This is a genomic window from Bordetella genomosp. 10, assembly GCF_002261225.1.
In the GTDB taxonomy this organism is placed as follows: Bacteria; Pseudomonadota; Gammaproteobacteria; order Burkholderiales; family Burkholderiaceae_B; genus Bordetella_C.
Genome location: NZ_NEVM01000001.1, coordinates 547,068 through 569,275, shown reverse-complemented (window position 1 = coordinate 569,275; position 22,208 = coordinate 547,068). Strand labels below are relative to the sequence as shown.

At 68.0% G+C, this 22,208-nt stretch carries 19 protein-coding genes, 1 tRNA gene and 1 pseudogene; 5 read left to right on the top strand and 16 right to left on the bottom strand.

Translation table 11 applies throughout. The features are described 5' to 3' along the window. Positions 1–209: 209 nt before the first annotated feature. The 9 genes and pseudogenes from CAL29_RS02490 to CAL29_RS02450 form a co-directional block, all read right to left on the bottom strand. Positions 210–1,409, bottom strand: coding sequence for an ammonium transporter (locus CAL29_RS02490; RefSeq protein WP_094851416.1), 1,200 nt, complete (start codon positions 1,407–1,409; stop codon positions 210–212). Between the two features lie 189 nt (positions 1,410–1,598). Further along, positions 1,599–2,342 carry a CPBP family glutamic-type intramembrane protease gene (locus CAL29_RS02485; RefSeq protein WP_094852657.1) on the bottom strand — a complete coding sequence of 248 codons (744 nt, stop codon included), beginning with the start codon at positions 2,340–2,342 and terminating at the stop codon, positions 1,599–1,601. A gap of 116 nt (positions 2,343–2,458) precedes the next feature. Beyond that, positions 2,459–3,055, bottom strand: a complete 597-nt coding sequence (gene pth, locus CAL29_RS02480; RefSeq protein ID WP_094851415.1) for an aminoacyl-tRNA hydrolase — start codon at positions 3,053–3,055, stop codon at positions 2,459–2,461. Positions 3,056–3,227: 172 nt separating this feature from the next. Then, positions 3,228–3,854 (bottom strand): 50S ribosomal protein L25/general stress protein Ctc, encoded by a 627-nt coding sequence (locus CAL29_RS02475; RefSeq protein WP_094851414.1) that lies wholly within the window; start codon positions 3,852–3,854, stop codon positions 3,228–3,230. Between the two features lie 154 nt (positions 3,855–4,008). Next, positions 4,009–4,959: a ribose-phosphate pyrophosphokinase gene (locus CAL29_RS02470; protein WP_179283879.1), complete on the bottom strand. Its 951-nt coding sequence runs from the start codon at positions 4,957–4,959 to the stop codon at positions 4,009–4,011. Positions 4,960–5,080: 121 nt separating this feature from the next. Continuing rightward, positions 5,081–5,154 (bottom strand) — tRNA-Gln (locus tag CAL29_RS02465). Continuing rightward, positions 5,155–6,126, bottom strand: a complete 972-nt coding sequence (gene ispE, locus CAL29_RS02460) for a 4-(cytidine 5'-diphospho)-2-C-methyl-D-erythritol kinase (RefSeq protein WP_094851412.1) — start codon at positions 6,124–6,126, stop codon at positions 5,155–5,157. A 31-nt stretch (positions 6,127–6,157) separates the two neighbouring features. Then, a complete protein-coding gene (lolB, locus tag CAL29_RS02455; RefSeq protein WP_373559688.1) occupies positions 6,158–6,706 on the bottom strand; it encodes a lipoprotein insertase outer membrane protein LolB in 549 nt (182 codons plus the stop codon). 92 nt (positions 6,707–6,798) lie between these two features. Next, positions 6,799–8,668 (bottom strand): annotated as a pseudogene (locus CAL29_RS02450) (tetratricopeptide repeat protein). A gap of 39 nt (positions 8,669–8,707) precedes the next feature. On the opposite strand from CAL29_RS02450, the gene mutM reads away from it, so the two are divergent. From mutM to fahA, 3 genes are all read left to right on the top strand, one after another. After that, entirely contained in the window at positions 8,708–9,535 is an 828-nt protein-coding gene (mutM, locus tag CAL29_RS02445; RefSeq protein ID WP_094851410.1) for a bifunctional DNA-formamidopyrimidine glycosylase/DNA-(apurinic or apyrimidinic site) lyase, read from the top strand. 76 nt (positions 9,536–9,611) lie between these two features. Continuing rightward, a complete protein-coding gene (hmgA, locus tag CAL29_RS02440) occupies positions 9,612–10,910 on the top strand; it encodes a homogentisate 1,2-dioxygenase (protein WP_094851409.1) in 1,299 nt (432 codons plus the stop codon). A gap of 88 nt (positions 10,911–10,998) precedes the next feature. Further along, positions 10,999–12,330 (top strand): fumarylacetoacetase, encoded by a 1,332-nt coding sequence (fahA, locus tag CAL29_RS02435; RefSeq protein WP_094851408.1) that lies wholly within the window; start codon positions 10,999–11,001, stop codon positions 12,328–12,330. Between the two features lie 27 nt (positions 12,331–12,357). On the opposite strand, the gene CAL29_RS02430 is transcribed toward fahA, so the two are convergent. After that, positions 12,358–13,092, bottom strand: coding sequence for a FadR/GntR family transcriptional regulator (locus tag CAL29_RS02430; RefSeq protein ID WP_094851407.1), 735 nt, complete (start codon positions 13,090–13,092; stop codon positions 12,358–12,360). A 126-nt stretch (positions 13,093–13,218) separates the two neighbouring features. Between CAL29_RS02430 and CAL29_RS31945 the strand changes: the two genes are divergently transcribed. Then, on the top strand, positions 13,219–13,353 hold the full coding sequence (locus CAL29_RS31945) for a hypothetical protein (protein ID WP_256977145.1): 135 nt from the start codon (positions 13,219–13,221) through the stop codon (positions 13,351–13,353). Here the strand turns inward: CAL29_RS31945 and CAL29_RS02425 are convergent. From CAL29_RS02425 to CAL29_RS02410, 4 genes are all read right to left on the bottom strand, one after another. Continuing rightward, positions 13,314–14,105 (bottom strand): phosphatase PAP2 family protein, encoded by a 792-nt coding sequence (locus tag CAL29_RS02425; protein WP_094851406.1) that lies wholly within the window; start codon positions 14,103–14,105, stop codon positions 13,314–13,316. The genes CAL29_RS31945 and CAL29_RS02425 overlap by 40 nt on opposite strands. A gap of 76 nt (positions 14,106–14,181) precedes the next feature. Beyond that, positions 14,182–15,492, bottom strand: a complete 1,311-nt coding sequence (locus CAL29_RS02420; protein ID WP_094851405.1) for a sensor histidine kinase — start codon at positions 15,490–15,492, stop codon at positions 14,182–14,184. Further along, positions 15,489–16,196 (bottom strand): response regulator transcription factor, encoded by a 708-nt coding sequence (locus CAL29_RS02415; protein WP_094851404.1) that lies wholly within the window; start codon positions 16,194–16,196, stop codon positions 15,489–15,491. The genes CAL29_RS02420 and CAL29_RS02415 overlap by 4 nt, the downstream gene beginning before the upstream one ends. Positions 16,197–16,265: 69 nt before the next feature. Then, entirely contained in the window at positions 16,266–17,681 is a 1,416-nt protein-coding gene (locus CAL29_RS02410) for an FAD-binding oxidoreductase (RefSeq protein ID WP_094851403.1), read from the bottom strand. 399 nt (positions 17,682–18,080) lie between these two features. Between CAL29_RS02410 and CAL29_RS02405 the strand changes: the two genes are divergently transcribed. After that, the gene (locus tag CAL29_RS02405) at positions 18,081–19,478 is read left to right on the top strand and encodes a phosphomannomutase/phosphoglucomutase (RefSeq protein ID WP_094851402.1); all 1,398 of its coding nucleotides are present in this window, start codon (positions 18,081–18,083) and stop codon (positions 19,476–19,478) included. A 161-nt stretch (positions 19,479–19,639) separates the two neighbouring features. Here the strand turns inward: CAL29_RS02405 and CAL29_RS02400 are convergent, their stop codons facing one another. Together CAL29_RS02400 and tviB are read right to left on the bottom strand one after the other, a co-directional pair. Next, complete coding sequence (locus CAL29_RS02400) at positions 19,640–20,665, bottom strand: SDR family oxidoreductase (protein WP_094851401.1); 1,026 nt, start codon at positions 20,663–20,665, stop codon at positions 19,640–19,642. Positions 20,666–20,696: 31 nt separating this feature from the next. Further along, complete coding sequence (gene tviB, locus CAL29_RS02395; RefSeq protein WP_094851400.1) at positions 20,697–21,974, bottom strand: Vi polysaccharide biosynthesis UDP-N-acetylglucosamine C-6 dehydrogenase TviB; 1,278 nt, start codon at positions 21,972–21,974, stop codon at positions 20,697–20,699. Positions 21,975–22,208 lie beyond the last annotated feature (234 nt).

Here is a 22,208-nt window from a genome sequence, read left to right as displayed (position 1 = left end):
AATCCTATAAGTATCAACGCACCGGCGAGCCCGGTGCGATCGCGCCGCCGGCCTGCCCGCTATCCGCCGGATCGCCCAGGCGATCGCCAGGGAATCGAAACGCGAATCTGAAAATCGGTGCCGGATCGGACATTAGTCCAGGAAACCGGGCATTTTAACCGAGGGCGGCAGCGCTCACCGGACGGTCGCGGGACCGGCTGCGGCAACCCCTACCAATTCGTCTCCCGCTCCGGCGTGGACGAAATGCGGTGAATGGACAAATCCGCGCCATTGAACTCGGCTTCCTGGCTGACCCGCAGGCCGACCAGCGCGCGGATGGCGCCATAGACGATGAAACCGCTCACGGACGCGACGATGATCCCGAATACGGTCCCCGCCACCTGCGCGCCGAAAGACACGCCGCCCAGGCCTCCCAGCGATTGCAGGCCGAAGATGCCGGCGGCGATGCCGCCCCAGGCGCCGCACAGGCCGTGCAAGGGCCAGACGCCCAGCACGTCGTCGATGCGCCACTTGTTCTGGACCTTGGTGAACATGTAGACGAACAAGACGCCGGCAATGGCGCCGGTCACCAGCGCGCCCAGGGGATGCATGACGTCCGAGCCCGCGCAGACGGCCACCAGGCCGGCCAGCGGGCCGTTGTAGACGAAGCCCGGGTCGTTGCGCCCTACCATCCATGCCGACAGCGTGCCGCCCGCCATGGCCATCAGCGAGTTGATGGCGACCAGGCCGCTGATCTTGTCCAGGGTCTGCGCGCTCATGACGTTGAAGCCGAACCAGCCCACCGCCAGCACCCACGCGCCCAGAGCAAGAAAAGGAATGTTCGACGGCGGATGCGCGGCGATGCGGCCGTCCTTGTAGCGCCCGCGCCGCGCGCCCAGCAGCACCACGGCGATCAAGGCCACCCAGCCGCCGAAGGCATGCACCACCACCGATCCGGCGAAATCGTGGAAAGGCGCGCCCGCGACCCCGGCCAGCCATTGCTGCAGGCCCAGGTGCCCGTTCCACACGATGCCTTCGAAGAAGGGATAGATGAAGCCCACCAGCAGGAAGGTCGCCGCCAACTGCGGGTTGAAGCGCGAACGCTCCGCGATGCCGCCGGAGATGATCGCCGGGATCGCCCCGGCGAAGGTCAGCAGGAAGAAGAAGCGCACCAGCTCATGGCCGTTTTTCACCGCCAGCGCCTCGGCGCCCGTGAAGAACTGCACGCCGTACGCGATTTTGTAGCCGATGAAGAAATACGCGATGGTCGACACCGCGAAATCCACCAGTATTTTCACCAGGGCGTTGACCTGGTTCTTCTTGCGGACCGTGCCCAGTTCCAGAAACGCGAAGCCCGCATGCATCGCGAGCACCATCACCGCGCCAATGAGGATGAACAGCGTGTCGGCCGCCGATTTCAACGTATCCATAGATGCACCCGGCCCGGCGGACCGCTGGTGCGTCCACGTCCCGAGCCTGTTTGTCTCCTGAAAATGCGACCCGGACAATACACGAAGGCGCCTGAAAATACGTTGATCGCGCCAGGCCCGGAAAGGCCATGTGTTGCGCGCCCGCATCGACGCGGCAAAACGTCTGGATCGACGCCCGGCTCGCCCGCCTCAGCTCGCCAATGCCGGCGCCCACTTGACCAGCGCCAGCACCAGCAGCACGGGCCCGGCGTTGAACATCATATGCATCAGCACGGACGCGCCTATGCCGCGCCGCACGCGCATCCAGCCCAGGACCAGCCCGGTCAGCCACTGCGGCAGGACCAGCACCGGCATCAACCAGATCAGCGTGTGGTTGAGCGTGTAATTGCCCAGGTGCAAGGCGGCGAAGGTGAGCGACGCCACGTGGAACACCAGCGGGAACAGGCGCACATAGCGGCGGCGCCACCCCCAGGACCAGCGATGCCCGGCCTGCTGCGCGCGCTGCAGAGTCCAGACGCTGGCGACGATCGCCAGGGCCGCCAGCGGCAGGGTCCAGACGTTCGGCCCCTTCAGCATGGCCGCCAGCATGGCGGGCACCATCCACCACGCCTGCCCCGGCCGCCGCAGGAAATAGCGGAACACCATTTCCTCGACCAGCGGCGCCCAGAAAATGGCGATCATCCAGGGAATGTTGCCCGACTCCAGTCGATGATGGGCGCCGCCCATGGTGGCGACCTTCAGCGCCAGGGGCCCCAGCACCAGCAGATTGAAGGTCCACAGGATGACCACCCAGGCCAGCACCCGGCGCAGGGTGGTCTGCGGGACCCAGTCCGCGTCCAGCCCGTTGCCTGCGTCGTGCGGCGGCAAGCGGCGCAGCGTGGGCCGGCGCACGAATCGCAGGAAATCCTTGACGTCGTCGCGCAAACGCGGCATCCCCCGCTTCCCGCCCCCGGCCGTCGGCCGGTTCGCGCCGCCGGCCAGGCCGCCATAGCGGCCGGTCGCCAGCGGCTCGACGGAGGGCGGCTGGCGCGGCGGCGGCCGGTCGGCGCTCACGCCTTGTTCTCCCGATGCAATTGCTGCGTCGCCTTGGTGAACTCGCCGTCGAGCAGCAAGGGCATGACCGCGCGGCAACGGTCGATGACCGCCTCGATGCCGGTCATCTCCTCGCGGCGGGGCGTGTGCAGGACGAAATCCGCCACCTGCTGGGCCAGGCCCAAGGTGCGCGGATGGCCGATGCCCAGCCGCAAGCGCCAGAAATTCGGGCTGCCCAGCGCGGACTGGATGTCGCGCAGGCCGTTATGGCCCGCATGGCCCCCGCCCTGCTTGAGCTTGACCTCCCCCGGCATCAGGTCCAGTTCGTCATGCAGCACGAGCACCTGTTCCGGGGTGAACTTGAAGAAACGCGCCAGCGCGCCGACCGACTGGCCCGACCTGTTCATATAGGTCATGGGCTTGAGCAGGACGACGTTCTCGCCGCCATGGCGCGCCTTGGCGACGAAGCCGGAAAAGCCCTTTTCCATCGCGAAACTGGCGCGCAAGTCGTCGGCGACGTGGTCGGCCAGCCAGAACCCGGCGTTATGCCGGGTCGTTTCGTATTCCGGTCCGGGATTGCCCAGGCCGACGATCAAACGTATGGGAGTAGACATGGTGGGAAGCCTGGCCGTCGCGCGCGGCTGCGCCGCGACGGGATTCTCTGGCCGCTATCAGAACATGAAAAACCCCGCGGTGGAAATCCACGCGCGGGGTCGGGTATTGCGTATCGCCTTGCGCTCGGCGGAACGGCCTGGCCAGCCGGCCACGCCGTCCGCTAGCGCGGGCTTAGGCCTGGGGCGCGGCAGCGTCGCCAGCGGCTTCGCCGGCGTCGGCTTCGTCAGCCGGGCCACCCTTGGTCAGGGCCGAGGCCAGCACCGGGTTGGCGTCGCCGCCGTGCGCAACGTAGGTCACGCCCTTGGGCAGCGTCACGTCGGCCAGGTGCAGCGAGGCGCCGGCTTCCAGCTTGCTCAGGTCGGCTTCGATGAACTGGGGCAGGTCGGCCGGCAGGCAGCTCACTTCGAGCTCGGTCAGCACGTGGGTGATGACGGCGCTGCTCAGCTTGACGGCGGGCGACACGTCGGCGTTGACGAAGTGCAGCGGCACCTTGGTGTGCAGGGCCTTGTTGGCGTCGACGCGCTGGAAGTCGATGTGCAGCACTTGCTGCTTGTAGGCGTGCCATTGCACGGCGCGCAGCAGCACCTTCTCGGACTTGCCGCCTTCGACTTCCATGTCCAGGATGGACGAGTGGAACTCTTCCTTGCGCAGGGCATGGTAGATGTCGTTGTGGTCGAGCTCGATGTTCAGGGGCTGGGTGCCGACGCCGTAAACGATGGCGGGAACGCGGCCCGCGCGGCGCAGGCGGCGGCTCGCACTCGATCCCTGGACGCTACGCGTGGTGGCATTGAATTTCATGGAAAACTCCAGACTGGCTAAGTAATGGACGCCGAAACGTCCGGTTGTGAACACGGACCGTATACGACGGTCCGTGTGAATCACCCCGTGCCGCGACCAGCGCGAGGTGGAGAAAACTGCCCGGGCGCCCGGGCCCGGAAGCAACGATGAAGGATCAGTCCGCGAACAGCGAACTGACCGATTCCGCGTTGGAAATACGCAGGATGGTTTCGCCCAGCAGCCCGGCGCAGGACAACTGGCGGATCTTCTTGCCCGAGCGCGCCGATTCCGACAGCGGGATGGTGTCGGTGACGACCAGCTCGTCCAGCTCCGAACCCTCGATGCGCTCGACCGCGCCGCCCGACAGCACCGCGTGCGTGCAATAGGCATACACGGCGCCGGCGCCGCGCTCTTTCAGCGCCTGCGCGGCCTTGCACAGCGTACCGGCGGTGTCGACCATGTCATCCATGATGATGCAGGTGCGGCCGTCGATTTCGCCGATGATGTTCATGACTTCCGACACGTTGGCGCGCGGACGCCGCTTGTCGATGATGGCCAGGTCGGCTTCCAGTTGCTTGGCCAGCGCGCGGGCGCGCACCACGCCGCCGATGTCGGGGGACACCACGACCAGGTTGGAGAAATTGCGGCGCCAGATGTCGCCCAGCAGGATGGGACCAGCGTAGATGTTGTCCACGGGAATGTCGAAGAAACCCTGGATCTGGTCCGCGTGCAGGTCCATCGTCAGCACGCGGTCGACGCCGGCGACCTGCAGCATGTTGGCCACGACCTTGGCCGAAATGGCCACGCGCGCCGAACGCGGGCGGCGGTCCTGGCGCGCATAGCCGAAATAGGGAATGGCGGCGGTGATGCGGCCGGCCGACGCGCGGCGCAGGGCATCGACCATGACCATGATTTCCATCAGGTTGTCGTTGGTCGGCGCACAGGTGGGCTGCAGCACGAAAACGTCCTTGCCGCGCACGTTTTCATTGATTTCGACCATCACTTCGCCGTCGGAGAAGCGGCCGACCGTCATCTTGCCCAGCGACATGTCCAGGTGGTTGGCGACGTCAACGGCCAGACGGGTGTTGGCCGTCCCCGTGAAAATCATGAAGCTGTCTTTTGACATGATGCGGCAGGTGCAAAGATCGCGAAGACCGGTTTGGTCGAAAAAACAAAAAAGCTGTTGAACCTTGGCCTCTGGCTATATGGGCGAGTTCAACAGCTTTTTTATAGTGATTCGTATGGGGCTGGGGAGGAAGGATTCGAACCTTCGCATGCCGGAATCAAAATCCGGTGCCTTAACCAACTTGGCGACTCCCCACTAGCTAGCAATCCAGTGCCTGAGCGGATGTTCGGCCAAACCAGGACAAGCCTGCAATAACCGGAACCGCGGAGGCGATTCTTGCGTCGCTTGCGACGTACTGGTTGAACCAGCGACGCGCATTGTAGCGGCAATTTCACGCTCTGCCAAAACCGCTTTTTCGATGCTGTCGAATTCGGCAAACAAACAGGCGCCGGATCCTGACATACGCACATCCAAACCGCGATCCTTTTCCGGATTCTCCGCTGCACGTTCCGTTCCCGACAACCACCGCGCAGCCCGGAGAACTTCCGGAAAGCGCCGATAGACCACCGGTTCCAGATCATTGCGGCCGAAGTATCCTCGGGAGGGTTGCCCCCGGTGGAAATAAGGCGAAGCAAGAAAGTCCGCTATTGTGATCAGTTTCGTGTCCCGTGTCAAATCCGGGTCGGAAAAAACAACAGGCGTGGGCACGCTGGCGTCCGGCTGGGCGATCAGGTACGCCCGCGGCGGCAGCGGCACCGCCGACAGGTCCTCGCCCACCCCTTCGGCGAAGGCCGACTGGCCGAAGACGAACACCGGCACGTCCGCGCCCAGGGGCAGGGCCAGGCGCATCAACTGCGCGCGCGTCAGACCCGTCCCCCACAAGCGATTCAGGGCAATCAAGGTGGACGCCGCGTCGCTCGACCCGCCCCCCAGCCCGCCGCCCATGGGAATGCGCTTTTCCAGCGCGATGGTGGCGCCCTGGCGCGTGCCGGAGGCCGCCTGCAAGGCGCGCGCGGCGCGCACGGTCAGGTCCTGCTCGGGATCGACGCCGGCCAGCGGCCGGTCGCGTTCGATGCGGCCGTCGTCGCGGGCGGAGAAATGCAGGGTGTCGGCGAGATCGACGAAGCGGAATACGGTCTGCAGCAGGTGGTAGCCGTCGGGCCGGCGGCCGACCACGTGCAGGAAGAGATTGAGCTTGGCGGGGGCGGGAACGTCGTAGAGGTTCACAAGCGCCCTCCTCCAGCGGCGTCGGCGCGCATCAGGAATCCGGCGTGACGACGAGGCGCAACAGGATGCTGCGATCGGACTCGCGCCGCTCCAGCACCAGCAGTTGCGGCCCGAGGTCGTCATAGCGCGACAAACGCGCCGACCAGCCGCCCTGCTGGAACGCCGCGACCCGTTGCTGGTCGTCGCGCTGCACGTCCTGCGCCGGCGGCTGCGGCGCGAGGCGCCCGCGCAGCCAGTCGCGCAGGCCCGAGACCGGCACGCGGCTGCCGAGGGCATCCTGCGCCAGGGCGTCGGGGTCGCTGGCCTGCAAGTGCGTGCCGTCGGCCTTGTCGAGCGTGGCCAGCCCCGGCCGGCCTTCCACGCGGGCCTGCGTCGAGCCCAGCGGCGTGGTCAGGTCCAGGACATAGCGGCGGCCATCGTCGAGCCAGGAAAAGCCGCCCTGCACGGCGTTCTGGCGGCCGTCGTCCTGGTTGACGGTGAGCGCGAAACGGCCCACCCGGGAAAACTCGTTCTGCGCGCCGGAGCCGGCGATGCGGTCGGGCGTCACGCAGCCCGCCAGCGCGCCGCACAGCAGCGCCACGACGGCGGCGCGCCATTGCGGCCAACGCGGCGCCGGGCGCCCGTCCCGTTCCGGTCGCGCCGCGGCGGCGGCGCGCCGACAGAACGCAGCGATCACAGCTTGACCCCCAGGCGCGTGATGGCCTCGCGCAGGGTCTTGTTGGCGGGTTCCTTGCGCGCCGCGTTGCGGAAGACGGCCGTGGCCTCGTCGCGGCGGCCGCTGGCCCACAGCACCTCGCCCAGGTGGGCGCCGATTTCCGCCTCGGGCCGCTGCGCATACGCGCGCTGCAGATAGGTCAACGCGGCGGCGTTGTCGCCCATGCGGTACTTCACCCACCCCATGCTGTCCATGATGTAGGGATCGTCCGGCGACAGGTCCAGCGCCTGCGTGATCAGGTCCAGCGCCTCGGGCAGCCGCACGTTGCGGTCGGCCAGGGTGTAGCCCAGGGCGTTGTAGGCATGCGCGTGATCCGGGTCGAGCGCGATCACCTGGCGCAGCAGGCGTTCGAGATCGGCCAGCCGGTCCTTGCGCTCGTAGAGCATGGCCAGTTCGTACTTGATCTCCACCGTATCAGGCATGGCCTTGTCGGCGCCCGACAGCAGGGCGATGGCCTGGTCGGTGCGATCGGCGTCGCGCAGGATCTGCGCCTTGGTCAACACGCCCAGCACCCGTTCTTCCTCGTCCTGCGGCTGCGCGCGGTCGACCATGGCGACGGCGTCGTCGATACGGCCCTGCTTGGCGCGCAGGGTAGCCTGGCGCATGCGCGCCTGGAAGCGCATGGTGGGATCGTCGATGCGGCCGAGCTCGGCGATGGCGTCGTCGTAGCGGCCCTGGTCCTCGTCGATGCGGGCCAGCAGCACGCGGGCGTCGGCCGCCGCCGCGGTGGCGTCGGTGGCGCCCGGCACGATGGCGCGCTGGCGCTGGCTCTGCACGTCCAGGTACTGGCGCAGGTAAGCGCGCGCCTGATCCAGCCGGCCGGCCTTGTAAGCCAGTTGACCCTGCATGAACATCAGGTCGAAATCTTCCGGCGAGCGGCGCGACATCGACTGCAGCTCGTTGAGCGCGCCGTCGTAGTCGTTGTGGTCGGCCAGTTGCGCGGCCAGCATCAGGTGCAGCTTGCGCGCATCGGGATGGCGCGCCAGGAAGGCGCGGGCATCGGCGGCGGCGCGTTGCGGGTCGACCTTCATGCCGTATTCCAGCACGCGCTGCGCGGCCGCTTCGGACTTGGGATCGGCGGCCAGCGCGGCGCGCGATTCTTCCAGCGCGCGCGCGTTGTCGCCCGCGGCCTGCGCCACGTCGGCCAGCGCCAGGTGCGCCACCGGCAGCTTGCGCGACGCCGGGCTCAGGGCTTCGTCGAGAATCTGCAAGGCCAGCTTGCGGTCGCTGATACGGCCCAGCACCGCCATGGTCTGCGCGATGGCGGCCTGCTTGTCCTTGGCCTCGTCGATGCGCGCGCGCAGCGCCGGCCCCAGGCCCTTGGTCTGGCCATTCGCCGCGGCCAGCGCCAGTTCGGTCGAACCCGCTTCGTCGTCGTTCGGGGCCAGGCGCGACCACACGCGCGCGGCGTCCAGCGCGCCCTTCAGGTTTCCGCCAGCCAGATAGAACTCCAGCGCGCGCCGCGCCACGCGCGGATCGCTGGTGTCGCGCGCCAGGCCCAGCATGGTCGAGGCCGCGGTGCCGTACATGCCCCGCTGCGCCGCGATCTCGGCGGCCACCACGCGGTAAAAGATATCCGAGGTCAGTTTGACGTAAGGCAACTGGCCTTCGCGCAGCCGGATCACTTCGGTTTCCGACTGGTGCGCGCGCGGCGTCGTCTTCGGCCGTTCAGCGGCCTGGGCAGGCACGGCCTGCAATCCCGCCAACGCCAACGCCAGCGCGGCTAACCCGAAATTCATATGCATAAGCGACGACTTCACGCGTCCCGTCCGGTTGATGGCACAATCTGTACACGCAACTGTTCATCTTACACTGGCTAGGGAGCATTCACACTGAAAGGCCCCCACCCTCCAGTGCGATCGCCCCATGCCCGAACTGCCTGAAGTCGAGACCACCCGACGCGGAATCGACACCGTCATGACAGGCCGCCCGCTGGTTCGCCTGGTCGTCCGCGAACCGCGCCTGCGCTGGCCCGTCCCCGCCGACCTGCCCGCCACGCTCTCCGGCCGCACCGTGCTGGAATGCGGGCGGCGGGGGAAATATCTCCTGCTGCGCTTCGACCACGGCACCCAGATCGTGCACCTGGGAATGTCCGGCTCCCTGCGCCGCGTGCCGGAGGCCGAAGCCCCGCGCCGCCACGACCACGTCGAATGGGTATTCGACCATGCCGTGCTGCGCCTGCACGATCCGCGCCGTTTCGGTGCGGTGCTGTGGCATCCGGCCGATGCCGGACCCGTCGAATTCCATCCCCTGCTGGCCAAGCTGGGCATCGAGCCCTTCGATCCCCGCTTCGGCGGCGCGTGGCTGCGCGACCAGTTCCGCGGGCGGTCGGCGCCCATCAAGCAGATACTGCTGGCGGGCGAGGCGGTCGTCGGCGTGGGCAATATCTACGCATCGGAAAGCCTGTTCCGCGCCGGCATCCATCCGGGTACGCCGGCGCGCCGGCTTTCGCTCGCGCGCTGCGAAAAGCTCGCCGCCGCCATCCAGGCCACCCTGGGCGACGCCCTGGCCTCGGGAGGCAGCACCCTGCGCGACTATGTCGGCGCCGGTGGCGAGCCCGGCAGCTACTTCGACATCCATGCGGCCGTCTACGAGCGCGAGAACCAGCCTTGCCGGGTCTGCGGCACGCCCATCCGCCGCATCGTGCAAGGGCAGCGCGCCACCTACTATTGCGTCCGCTGCCAGCGCGCCTGAGGCCTTGCGCCCCCTGGCGCCGGGCGCCGAGGGCGCGCACAATCGGTCGCGGGACCACCTCTACGCGAGACCGATCATGGACCTGCCCTACCAGACAGGCTTCGGCGGCAGCTTCGCCACCGAGGCCCTGCCCGGCGCCCTGCCGCAAGGCCGCAACTCGCCGACCCGCTGTCCTTACGGCCTGTATGCCGAGCAGATTTCCGGCACGGCCTTCACCGCGCCGCGCGCGGAAAACCGGCGTAGCTGGCTCTACCGTATCCAGCCGGCCGCGCGCCACGAGCCGTTCGAGGCACTGGCGAAGCCGCCACGGTGGAGCAGCGACGCCGCCGCCTACCCGGCCACGCCCAACCAATTGCGCTGGAGCCCGCCGCCCATGCCGGACGCGCCCACCGACTTCGTCGACGGCGTTTTCACCCTGGGCGGCAATGGCGGCCCCGACGAGCAAAGCGGCGTCGGCATCCACCTCTACGCCGCCAACAGGCCGATGGAAGGCCGCTTCTTCTACGACGCGGACGGCGAACTCCTGTTCGTGCCGCAGGAGGGCCGGCTGCTGCTGTCGACCGAGCTCGGCCGGCTGGAGATCGCGCCGCGGGAAATCGCCGTCGTCCCGCGCGGCATACGGTTTCGCGTCGAGCTTCCGGACGGCCAGGCGCGCGGCTACCTGCTGGAGAATTTCGGCGCCCCGCTGCGCCTGCCGGAGCTCGGGCCCATCGGGTCCAACGGCCTGGCCAACGCGCGCGATTTCCAGACGCCGGCGGCCTGGTACGAAGACCGGGCCGGCGATTTTCTGCTGGTCGGCAAATTCGCCGGCGCGTTCTGGCAGGCCCGCATCGATCATTCACCCCTCGACGTGGTGGCCTGGCACGGCACGCATGCACCCTATAAATACGACCTGCGCCGCTTCAACGTCATCGGCTCGATCAGCTTCGACCACCCCGACCCGTCCATCTTCACCGTGCTGACCTCGCCCTCCGACACCGCGGGGACGGCCAACGTGGATTTCGCCATCTTTCCGCCGCGCATCCTGGCCATGGAGAACACCTTTCGGCCGCCCTGGTTCCACCGCAACGTCGCCAGCGAGTTCATGGGCCTGATCCACGGCGTCTACGACGCCAAGGCGGAAGGCTTCCTGCCCGGCGGCGCCAGCCTGCACAATTGCATGAGCGGCCACGGGCCGGACGCCGACACCTTCGAAAAAGCCTCGCGCGCCGACACCTCGCAACCGCACTACATCCGCGACACCATGGCCTTCATGTTCGAAACGCGCCGCGTCATCCGACCCACGGCACAAGCGCTCGCGTCGCCGCAGCGCCAGGCCGATTACTACACCTGCTGGCAGGACCTGCGCCGGCACTTCACGCCGGGCCAGGCGTGAGGGACATCCGAGGCAGACCGATCCGCGTCCAGAGCGCATCTTCTTTCAACATACCAACATAACGACGACACCACGGCGACAGAACACCATGCAGTTGAACGAAACCCACGATCCGACCCTCCGTAGCTGGGTCGCCGGCGCCGACGACCGCGACGGCGACTTCCCCCCGCAGAACCTGCCCTACGGCACCTTCCGCCACGCCGACGACGAACCCTGGCGCGCCGGCGTCGCCATCGGCGAGCGGATTCTCGACCTGGGCCGACTGGCGACGGCCGCGCCCTTCGACGGCCTGGCCGGGGAGGCGCTGGCCGCCTGCGCGGCGCCCGCGCACGATGGCCGGCTCAATGGCCTGATGGCGCTGGGCGCGGACCACTGGCATGCCTTGCGGCTGGCCTTGTCGCGCGGCCTGCGCGCGGATGCGGACGCGGCCCGGCGCGCGCCGCTGGAAGCCGCGCTGCGTCCCATGGCCGGCGCCCGCCACGCCACGCCGGCGCACATCGGCGACTACACGGATTTCTACATCTCGCTGCACCACGCGACCGCGGTCGGACGCCAGTTCCGGCCCGACCAGCCCCTGCTGCCCAACTACAAATGGGTGCCCATCGGCTACCACGGCCGCGCGTCCAGCCTGGGGGTGCAGCCCGCCTTCCGCCGTCCCGTGGGGCAGACCCGTCCGCCGCGGGACGGCGAGCCGCCGGCCTTCGGTCCCAGCCAGCGCCTGGACTACGAGCTGGAAATGGCGATCTACATCGGCCCGGGCAATCCGCAAGGCCAGCGCATCCCGATGGCGCAAGCCGAAGGCCATGTCTTCGGCCTGGGGCTGCTGAACGACTGGTCGGCGCGGGATATCCAGGCCTGGGAATACCAGCCCCTCGGGCCTTTCCTGGGCAAGAGCTTCGCCAGCACGCTGTCGCCCTGGATCGTCACGCTGGAGGCGCTGGCGCCCTTCCGCGCGCCGCTGCGCCGCCCCGCCGGCGATCCCGCGCCGCTGCCCTACCTGGCCTCGGACGGCAACGCCTCGGCCGGCGCCTTCGACGTGCGCTTGCAGGTGGACCTCAGCACCGAGCTATCCCGCCGCGCCGGCCATCCGGCCGCCACGCTGTCGCGCAGCAACTTCCGCGACGCCTATTGGACGGTGGCGCAACTGGTGACCCACCACACGGTCAACGGCTGCAACCTGCGGGCCGGCGACCTGCTGGGCACGGGCACGCTGTCGGGCCCCGGCCCGGACGAAGCCGGCTCCCTGCTGGAACTGGCCGAAGGCGGCAAGTCGCCGCTGGCGCTGCCCTGGGGCGAGACGCGGACTTTCCTGCAGGACGGCGACGAGATCCGGCTGTCGGCCCACTGCGTCGCGCCGGACCGCCGCCGCATCGGCTTCGGCAGCGCATGCGGCCGCGTGCTGGCGGCGGATTGGGCGTGACGGGAAGATGCGGCGCGGCCGCCGCCTTCAGCGCTCCTGCGCGCGGCGCAGGCGTTCGCGGCTATTGCTGAGGTGCGTGCGCATGGCCGCGCGCGCCGACTCGGCATCCTGGCGCCGGATCGCTTCGTAGATATCCTCGTGCTCCAGGTTCACCCGCGCCAGGTAGGACGCGCGATCCTCGTGCGCCAGCTTGGCGGAATTGATGCGGGTGCGCGGAATGATGGCCGCGCCCAGGTGCGACATGAGGTCCGCGAAATACTTGTTCTGCGTGGCCTCGGCCACCAGCAGGTGAAAACGGAAATCGGGGGTGACGGTGTCGCCGCCCGGCACCAGCGCGGCGCGGAACTGGTCCAGCGCCTCGCGCATCTGGGCCAGTTGTTCGTCCGTGCGGCGCGCCGCGGCCAGCCCGGCGGCTTCGCTTTCCAGGCAGATGCGCAGCTCCAGGATGACGACGATGTCGCGCACCGTGGCGATATCCGCCGGATCCACGCGGAAATCGCCCGTGCCGCCGGGCTTGAGCGCGTAGGTCCCCACGCCGTGGTGGGTCTCGACCAGTCCGGACGCCTGCAGGCGCGACAAGGCCTCGCGCACCACCGTGCGGCTGACGCCGAAGGCGCGCATGATCTCCGATTCGGTGGGCAATTTCTCCCCCGGCACGATCTCGCCGCCGCGGATCCGGGTGGACAAGGTGTCCACCAGCTCCTGGGCAAGACTGCGGGGTCGACGACGCGCGGGCACGACGGCTTGTACGTTGTTGGTCATCAGAAATCCCGGTCGCGGCTTGGGTGCGTTTTGAAACGCCAAGTATACCGGCCTATGTTGTGCGATGACATACAAGCACTTGAGGGAAGCGCCTCGCGCCCCGAGCGCCGGCGTCGAAACAAGCGCTTGCGGGACCATGAAATCCGCGACAAGGCCAGCGCGGCTGGCCTGGCGCAGGTGCCGGAAGATGGCGATGCCAGCGATCTGGCCGCCCGGGCCTGCTACGGCGCGCCGTTGGCGGCGCCGGCCCTGGCCATGTAGGCGCCGGCCTTCCCGCCCTGGCGCGCCGGCCGGCTGCCCGACCGGACCAGCAGCGGATAGAAGAGCAGGCTGGCGATGAACCACATGACCGCGGCGGACCACAGCGTCTGGCTGAGGAAATGCGCGCCCTGGGCGATGCGCACCAGCGAGAAGCCGATGCCCGCCGCCAGGCCGATGGCCAGGCCCGTCCAGCGCCACGCCGGGCGGCCGGCGGCCCAGCCCGCGAAATACAGCGACAGCAGGGCATAGCCGGCGCCCGCGTGCCCGCTGGGCAAGGCGCCGCCGGCATCGCGCCGGCTGACCGCCCAGAAGCGGTCGGGATACGGCGCATAGCCGCCGAACATGCTGAGGTCGTAGGGGCGCGGCAGCGCGGTGTAATGCTTCAACTGCGCGATGACCACCTGCCCCAGCGCACAGGTCAGGGCCGTGGCCCAGAGCACGCCCCGCCAGGGCCGCAGCGCCGGCAGCCAGCGGCTGGCCACGGCGGCGCCCGCCGCCGCGATCGCCACGCCGACCGGCGCCACCAGCACCAGCCGGTGGCCGAGGATTTCCAGGGTGCGCGAGGCATGATGCGGGAACACGTTCGTCCGGGCGTCGAAGAACCAGCGCGCCACGATCAGGTCCACGCCCCACAGGTTGACCGCCTGCGCGCAGAAGACCAGCAGCAGGGTCACGGAAAACACCTGGCCGATCAGGTAGGTATCGCGGCGCTCGGCGACCGGCCAATGATTATTGGGGTGGGAAGTGACCATGCGGGTTGCCCGGGCAGTGAATGCGCCACGCTAACCCTCGCCCCATGGAATATTCGTCAAATCCGCCTGCGCGCGCTCAAAACCGCAGGGTGAAACACGTGCCCCGGTCCTCGCCTTCGGTCGCCGACCGCACGGTCAGGCTCCAGGCCTGCATGTCGCAGACCCGCTTGGCGATGGCCAGCCCCAGCCCGCGCTCCAGGGCGGCCGCCGCCTCGAGCGACTCGGCGCCGCCATTGCGCATGTCCCGCAGGCGCACGCTGTAGTAACGGTCGAACACGAAAGGCAGGTCGGCGGCGCTTATCCCCTTGCCGTCGTCGCGCAGCTCTATGCCGTCTTCCACCGCGCTGACGCTGAGCCGCGCCGGCGCCGCGTGCTCGATGGCGTTACGGATGAGATTGCGCAGCACGGTCAACAGCGCATAACGGTCCAGGGTGCGGACATTGCCGGGCGCCAGGCGGTCGTCCAGCTCCAGGCCGGCCTGCTCGGCGTGCGCCTCCAGGCCTTGCCAGGCCGCCTGCATGCAGTCGTGCAGGTCGACCTCCTCGGGCGCGCGCAATTCATCCCGCGCCATGGCGCGCGCGCTTTCCAGGGCCGCGGCCACGCTGTCGACGTTCTTGATGACGCGCGTGAGCCGGCTGCGCTGGTCGTCGCTGACCTCGGCCAGCAGCATCAATTCGCCATCGCTGCGGATGGCCGCCAGCGGCGTGCGCACCTCGTGGCTGAGGTTGGCGGCGAATTCCCGTTCGCGCGCCAGCGAACGGTCGACCTGGTTCTGGACGCGGTTGAAGGCCTCGACCAGCCGGCCGGCCTCGTCATTGCGCTCCACCGCCAGGTCGGGCGATCCCGGCGCCCACTTGGCCAGTTGATCCGTCAGCGTCAACATGGGGCCGACCGCCAGTTGCGCCACTTTGCGCGCCACGCCATAGGACGCGATGATGCTGATCACGCCCAGGCCCAGCACGATAAGACCGAAATCGAACACCCGGTCCTCGTTGTCGGTGGCGTCGTACAGGACGAAGAACCGCCCCTGCGTCGAATTGGCGATCACCACGTGCCAGGTTTCCACGCCCGGCTCGACCAGGTGCAGCCCCAGGCCCAGGTTGTGGATCGGCTCCGGGATATCGGGATTGACCGTGCCGGGCTTCTCCACCCACGCGCGCATATTGCTGCCCAGGTCCAGCGGCCCATGCTCGGGCATGACCACGGCGCCGTTCTGCAGATGCGTGATCTGGCGCTCGGCCTCCGTCGTCAGGATGTCGTTGACCAGGTCGTCTTCCATCTGGTCGAACGTCAGATAGGCCAGCACCACCAGCGCCGACACGAAAATCGCCACCAGCCCCGTCAAGGCCCACGTCACCCGCTGGGTCAGCGTACTGCCGCCGTTCATGCTCCCGCACCATCGGCCAGCAGGCGCCATCCGGTTCCATGGATGGTCTCGATGCCGTCGTAGCCGGCGTCGTTCAAGGCCTTGCGCAGCAGGTGCATCTGGCTGCGCAGCGCATCCGAGGACGGCGGCTCGCTGCCCCACAGGTAGCTTTCCAGCTCGCCGCGCGACACCACGCGGCCCGGATCGCGCAGCAAGGCCTCGATGATCATGACCGACTTGCGCGTCAGGTGCACGGGCTTGCCGTCCACCGCCACCACGCGGGTGCGGCTGTCGTAGCTGAGCGCGCCGCAGCGGCGCACCGGATTGGCCACGGCGCCGGTGGCGCGCAGGATCAGCGCATTGAGCCGCGCCTCCACCTCCGCCAGCGCGAAAGGCTTGGTCAGGTAGTCGTCGGCGCCGTGGGCGAAGCCCGCCAGCTTGTCGTTCAGTTCGTCGCGCGCGGTCAGCATCAGCACCGGCACGGGCAGCATGTGCTCGTTGCGCATCGCGCGCAAGACCGCATAGCCGTCCATGCCCGGCAGCCCGACGTCCAGGATGACGGCGTCGAAGTGCTGCGCGTTCAGCAGGCTCAGCGCGGCGCGGCCGTCGTAGGCCGCGTCCGGCACGAAGCCGCGCTGCTCCAGGTAGCTGTAGAGGTTGCCGGCGATGGTCGCATCGTCCTCGACGATGAGGATGCGATGGTGCGGGGTATCGGATAGAGCCATATCAGCGGATTCGCGTTGGACCGGGCGCCGGCGGCTTGCGGCATGAAACGGCGTCTCGTCGCTCGACCATCATACGCGGACGACCTTGCCGGGGTTCATGATACCGTCAGGATCCAGCGCCAGCTTGATCCGGCGCATCAGCTCCAGCTCCAGCGGGTCTTTGTAGCGGGTCAGTTCGTCCACCTTGAGCTGCCCGACGCCGTGTTCGGCGCTGATCGAGCCCTGGTGCGCGTGCACGCTGTCGTGCACCACCTGGTAGATCCGCGATTGCAGCGCCAGCAGTTCGGCCTCGGCCTGGCCCGGCGCGGGCGCCACGTTGTAATGCAGGTTGCCGTCGCCCAGGTGGCCGAAAATCACGTGGGTCACGCCGGGGAAGCTCGCTTGCAGCAGGCCATTGGTGGTGCGCACGAAGTCGGCGATGCGCGAAATCGGCACCGACACGTCGTGCTTCACCGCCTTGCCGAAGGCGGCTTCGGCCAAGGGAATGCTTTCGCGCAGATGCCACAGCGCGCGGCTCTGCGCGACGTTCTCCGCGATGGCCGCGTCGGTGGCCAGGCCGGCCTCCAGGACCTCGCCCAACACCTGTTCGAAGCGTTCGCGCGCATGCGCCTCGCTTTCGCTGTCCGAGAGTTCCAGCAGGGCGAACCATGGCGATTCGGCCGATACGCCGCTGAACGGCAGGCGCTGCTGCGGATACAGGCGCACCACGCCTTGCAGGCAATAGCCGGCCATCAGCTCGAAACCGGTCAGCATGGCGCCGAACCCCGCGCGGGCGCGCGACAGCACCTGCACCGCCTCCTCCACGCCCGGCAGCGCCAGCAAGGCCGTGCAGCGCGCCACCGGCAAGGGATAGAGCTTCAGCGTCGCCGCGGTGATGATGCCCAGCGTGCCCTCGCTGCCGATGTACAGGTCGCGCAGGTCGTAACCGGTATTGTCCTTGCGCAGGCCGCGCAGGCCATGCCAGACGCGGCCGTCGGGGGTGACCACTTCCAGCCCCAGCGTCAGCTCGCGGGTATTGCCGTATCGAAGCACCTGGGTGCCGCCGGCGTTGGTGGCCAGGTTGCCGCCGATGCTGCAACTGCCCTCGGCCGCCAGGCTCAGCGGGAACAGCCGGCCGGCCTGCTCGGCGGCCTGCTGCACGGCCTGCAACACGCAACCCGCTTCGACGGTGATCGTATCGTTGTCGGTATCGATGGCGCGGACGCGGTTCAGCCGCCCCAGCGACAGCACCAGCGTGCCGCCTTCCCGGTCCGGCGTAGCGCCGCCGCAGAGACTGGTGTTGCCGCCCTGCGGCAGCACCGGCACCCGATGGCGGGCGCACAACCGCACGACCGCGGCCACCGCGTCGGTATCGCCGGGCCGCGCCACGGCCAAGGCCTTGCCCTGGTAGCGGCCGCGCCAGTCCAGCGTATAGGAGGCGGTGTCCTCGCCCGTCAATACATGCTCGGGGCCCAGCAACGCCCGCAACTCATCCAGGAATGTCATCGACCACCGCGATAATGATTATGGTCCCCCCGGACGCGCCGCGCGTGCGGCGCATGGCCGGGACGGGACTGAAAAAGTGGGGCTATTGTAGGACGAGACGCCCGCGCCATGGCCCGTCGTGCGCGCCGGAACGCAACGCTCCGTCAGGATTGTCGAATTCGGACACAACGAGACCCCGCGCTTCCGTGTAACAATCCCTGGACCGGCGTTGCCGGCGCGGCGCCCCTTCCCACCGAGACAACCGCCGGGACGGCCGCCGCGCGCCATCCGTCGGAACGCACCCCGCGCCACCCGCCTCGTCCATCAGAACTAGGACGCACGCGGCGGGCGCCTCGGGATGGCGCCGCCGGCAATCGGGGATAATGCCCTTTTCATTGCACCCTGGAACAAGGAATCAACGTGGCTACCGCGTCGACTATTCCCGCATCGATTTTCAAGGCCTACGACATCCGCGGCACCGTGCCGGACCTGTTGAACGCCGGCTTCGCCCGCGAACTGGGCCTGGCCCTGGCCGCCCGCGCCCGCTCCCTGGGCGTCAGCGAACTGGTCATCGGCCGCGACGGCCGCCTGAGCAGCGAGGAACTGGCGCTGGCCTTGCAGGAAGGCCTGAACGCCGGCGGCGTGGACACCGTGGACATCGGCGAAGTGCCGACGCCGCTGGTCTACTTCGGCGCCTATACGCTGAAGACGGGCTCCGGCGTGGCAATCACCGGCAGCCACAATCCGCCCAAGTACAACGGCTTCAAGATGATGCTGGCCGGCGCGGCCCTGTACGGCGAAGGCATCCAGGAACTGCGCAAGGCCATGGAAGCCGCCGGCGGCAAGGCCCCGGCCGGCGTCACCCCCGGCAAGCGCCGCACGCTGGACCTGGTGGAAACCTATCTGCAGCGCATCGCCGGCGACGTCAAGCTGGCGCGGCCGATGAAGATCGCCGTGGACTGCGGCAACGGCGTGGCCGGCGCCATCGCGCCGCGCCTGTTCCGCGCCCTGGGCTGCGAAGTCACCGAGCTGTTCTGCGAAGTCGACGGCAACTTCCCCAACCACCACCCGGATCCGGCCGACCCGCACAACCTGGAAGACCTGATCCGCTGCGTGCAGACCACCGACAACGAAATCGGCCTGGCCTTCGACGGCGACGGCGACCGCCTGGGCGTGGTCACCAAGTCCGGCCAGATCATCTGGCCGGATCGCCAGTTGATCCTGTACGCGCGCGACGTCCTGAAGCGCAACCCCGGCGCCACCATCATCTATGACGTCAAGTGCAGCCGCCACGTGGGTCTCGCGGTCACCGAGGCGGGCGGCAAGCCGCTGATGTGGCAGACGGGCCATTCGCTAGTGAAGGCCAAGCTGGCCGAGACCGGCGCGCCGCTGGCCGGCGAGATGAGCGGCCACATCTTCTTCAAGGAACGCTGGTTCGGCTTCGACGACGGCCTGTACACCGGCGCCCGCCTGCTGGAAATCGTCTCGCGCGACGCCAACCCGTCGGCCGTGCTGGAAGCGCTGCCGCAGGCCATCTCGACGCCGGAACTCAAGCTGGAAATGAACGAGGGCGAGCCCTTCACCCTGGTCAAGGCCCTGCAGGAAAAGGGCAAGTTCGACGGCGCCGTCAACGTGGTGACCATCGACGGCGTGCGCGCCGAGTATCCGGACGGCTTCGGCCTGGCCCGCCCGTCGAACACCACCCCGGTGGTGGTGCTGCGCTTCGAGGCCGACGACGAAGCCGCCCTCAAGCGCATCCAGGACGACTTCCGCAAGCAGTTGCAACTGCTCAAGCCGGACGTGAAGCTGCCGTTCTGACGCGGCCGCTTCAGAGGTAAAAAAAGCCCCGCGCCGGCGAACCGGCGCGGGGCTTTTTTCATCGTTGGACGGGGCGCGCCCTCATTGCGGGGAGCATGCCGGCCCCAGGCAAACCGCCTGCCGGGAGCCGCAAGACCCTGCGGGCGCGGCGCCCGCCGTCGTCAACGCAGGAACTGCGTGTACCAGGGCATGGCGACTTCCAGCCCCTCCAGGATGTCGTGCATGGGCGTGTAGCCCAGGTGCTCGTTGGCCTTGCCGATGTCCGCCTGCGAATGGCGCACGTCGCCGGCACGGAAGTCGCCATGGATCGGCGCCTTGTCGTAGTGCACGCCATGCTTGGCCAGTTGCGCGCGCAGGTACTCGAACAACTGGTTCAGGCTGGTGCGGGCATTGAAGGCCACGTTATAGACCTGACTCGCCTTTTCGGGCTGCGACAGGGCCGCCAGCAGATTGGCCTGCACGGCGTTCTCGACGAAGCAGAAGTCGCGGCTGGTCTCGCCGTCGCCGTTGATCACGACGTCCTCGCCGCGGATCATCTTGCCGATCCACTTCGGGATGACGGCGGCATAGGCGCCGTCAGGATCCTGGCGCTTGCCGAACACGTTGAAGTAGCGCAGGCCGACGCTGCCGAAACCGTAGGAACGCGCGAACACGTTGGCGTACAGCTCGTTGACGTACTTGGTCACGGCATAGGGCGAGAGCGGATTGCCGATCTCGGACTCGACCTTGGGCAGGCCGGGATGGTCGCCGTAGGTCGAGCTGGAGGCCGCGTACACGAAGCCGTGCACGCGGGCGTCGCGCGCCGCCACCAGCATGTTCAGGAAACCGTCGATGTTCACCGCGTTGGTGGTCACCGGATCTTCCAGCGAACGCGGCACCGAGCCCAGCGCCGCCTGGTGCAGCACGAAGTCGACGCCGGTGCAGGCGCGGCGGCAGGTTTCGAGATTGCGGATATCGCCTTCGATGAAGGTGAACCGGCCCCATTGCTCGGCCGACACCAGTTCCATCACTTCATCGAGATTGTGCTGGAAGCCGGTGGCGAAATTGTCCAGGCCCACGACCGTCTGGTCGAGCTTGAGCAGGGTCTCCAGCAGGTTTGAGCCGATAAAGCCGGCGCAGCCGGTGACCAGCCATTTACGGGGCGCTTTGCGCAGGTCCTCGGTGATCTGTTGATAGCGATTCGTCATGCTTCTACCTTCTTCGATGATGGACCCGGACTCAGAGCCGCAGGTCCGATTCGTCCGGCGCCAGGACGTACTTCAAGTCGTACAAAACGTGTTCGGGCTTGCCGCAGGCGCGGATTGCCGCCGCGCCCATCTCCACGAACTGCCGATGCGCCACCGCAAGAACGATGCCGTCGTAGGCGCCGGTCTGCGGTTGGCTTACCGGTGTTATACCGTATTCGTGCACGGCCTCCGCCGGATCGACCCAGGGATCGTAGACATCGACGGCGACGTTGTACTCGGCCAGCTCGCGCACGATGTCGACGATGCGCGTATTGCGCAGGTCCGGACAGTTCTCCTTGAACGCCAGTCCCATCACCAGCACGCGCGCGCCCTGCACGTGGATGCGCCGGCGCATCATGGCCTTGACCAGTTGCGACACGACATAACTGCCCATGGCGTCGTTGAGCCTGCGGCCCGCCAGGATGATTTCCGGGTGGTAGCCGATCGACTGCGCCTTGTGTGTCAGGTAGTAAGGATCCACGCCGATGCAGTGCCCGCCCACCAGACCGGGACGGAAAGGCAGGAAATTCCACTTGGTCCCGGCCGCCTGCAGCACCGCCTCGGTGTCGATGCCCATCTTGTTGAAGATCAGCGCCAGTTCGTTGATCAGGGCGATATTGACGTCGCGCTGCGTGTTCTCGATGACCTTGGCGGCCTCCGCCACGCGGATGGACGCCGCCTTGTGGGTGCCGGCCGTGATGATCTCGCGATAGAGCTGGTCGACCAGCTCCGCCACTTCCGGCGTGGAGCCCGAGGTGACCTTGCGGATCGTGCTGACGCGGTGCGCCTTGTCGCCCGGATTGATGCGCTCGGGGCTATAGCCGGCGTAGAAATCCACGTTGAATTTCAGGCCCGAGGCGCGCTCCAGCACGGGCACGCAGTCTTCCTCGGTGGCGCCGGGGTAGACGGTGGACTCGTAAATGACGATGTCGCCCCGCTTGAGCACCGCGCCTATGGTCTCGCTGGCGCGGATCAGGGGCGTCAGGTCGGGCTGTTTGTAGGCGTCGATCGGCGTCGGCACCGTGACGATGTAGACATTGGCCTCGGCCAGCCGGGCGCGGTCGTCCGTGTAGACGATGTGGGTGGCGCTGGCCAGTTCCTCGTCGTCGACTTCCAGGGTGTGGTCATGCCCGCGCTGCAGTTCGTCGATGCGCCGCCGATTGATATCGAAGCCCGTGACCGGCCGCCGCTTGCCAAACTCCACCGCCAGCGGCAAGCCGACGTAGCCCAGCCCGACGACGGCGAGTTTGACGTCCTGAATACGCAACATAAGGTTTTCCACAGCAAGAGCGATGTCGGGGATTTTAGTGGAAAGGCGCTACCGGAGCCTTGCGGCCGGAACGCCGGCAGGGCGCGGCCGGGAGCGAAATCGTGGCCGCCAAGGATGCCCCTGGGGGAGCGAGGCAGCCCAGGGGCAAGTGAAACAAGGGCCGGGCGGGAAAAAGATAAAAAAAAGCCCAAGATCTTGCGATCTTGGGCTAAATCCACCAAAGGAGGAGGGTGG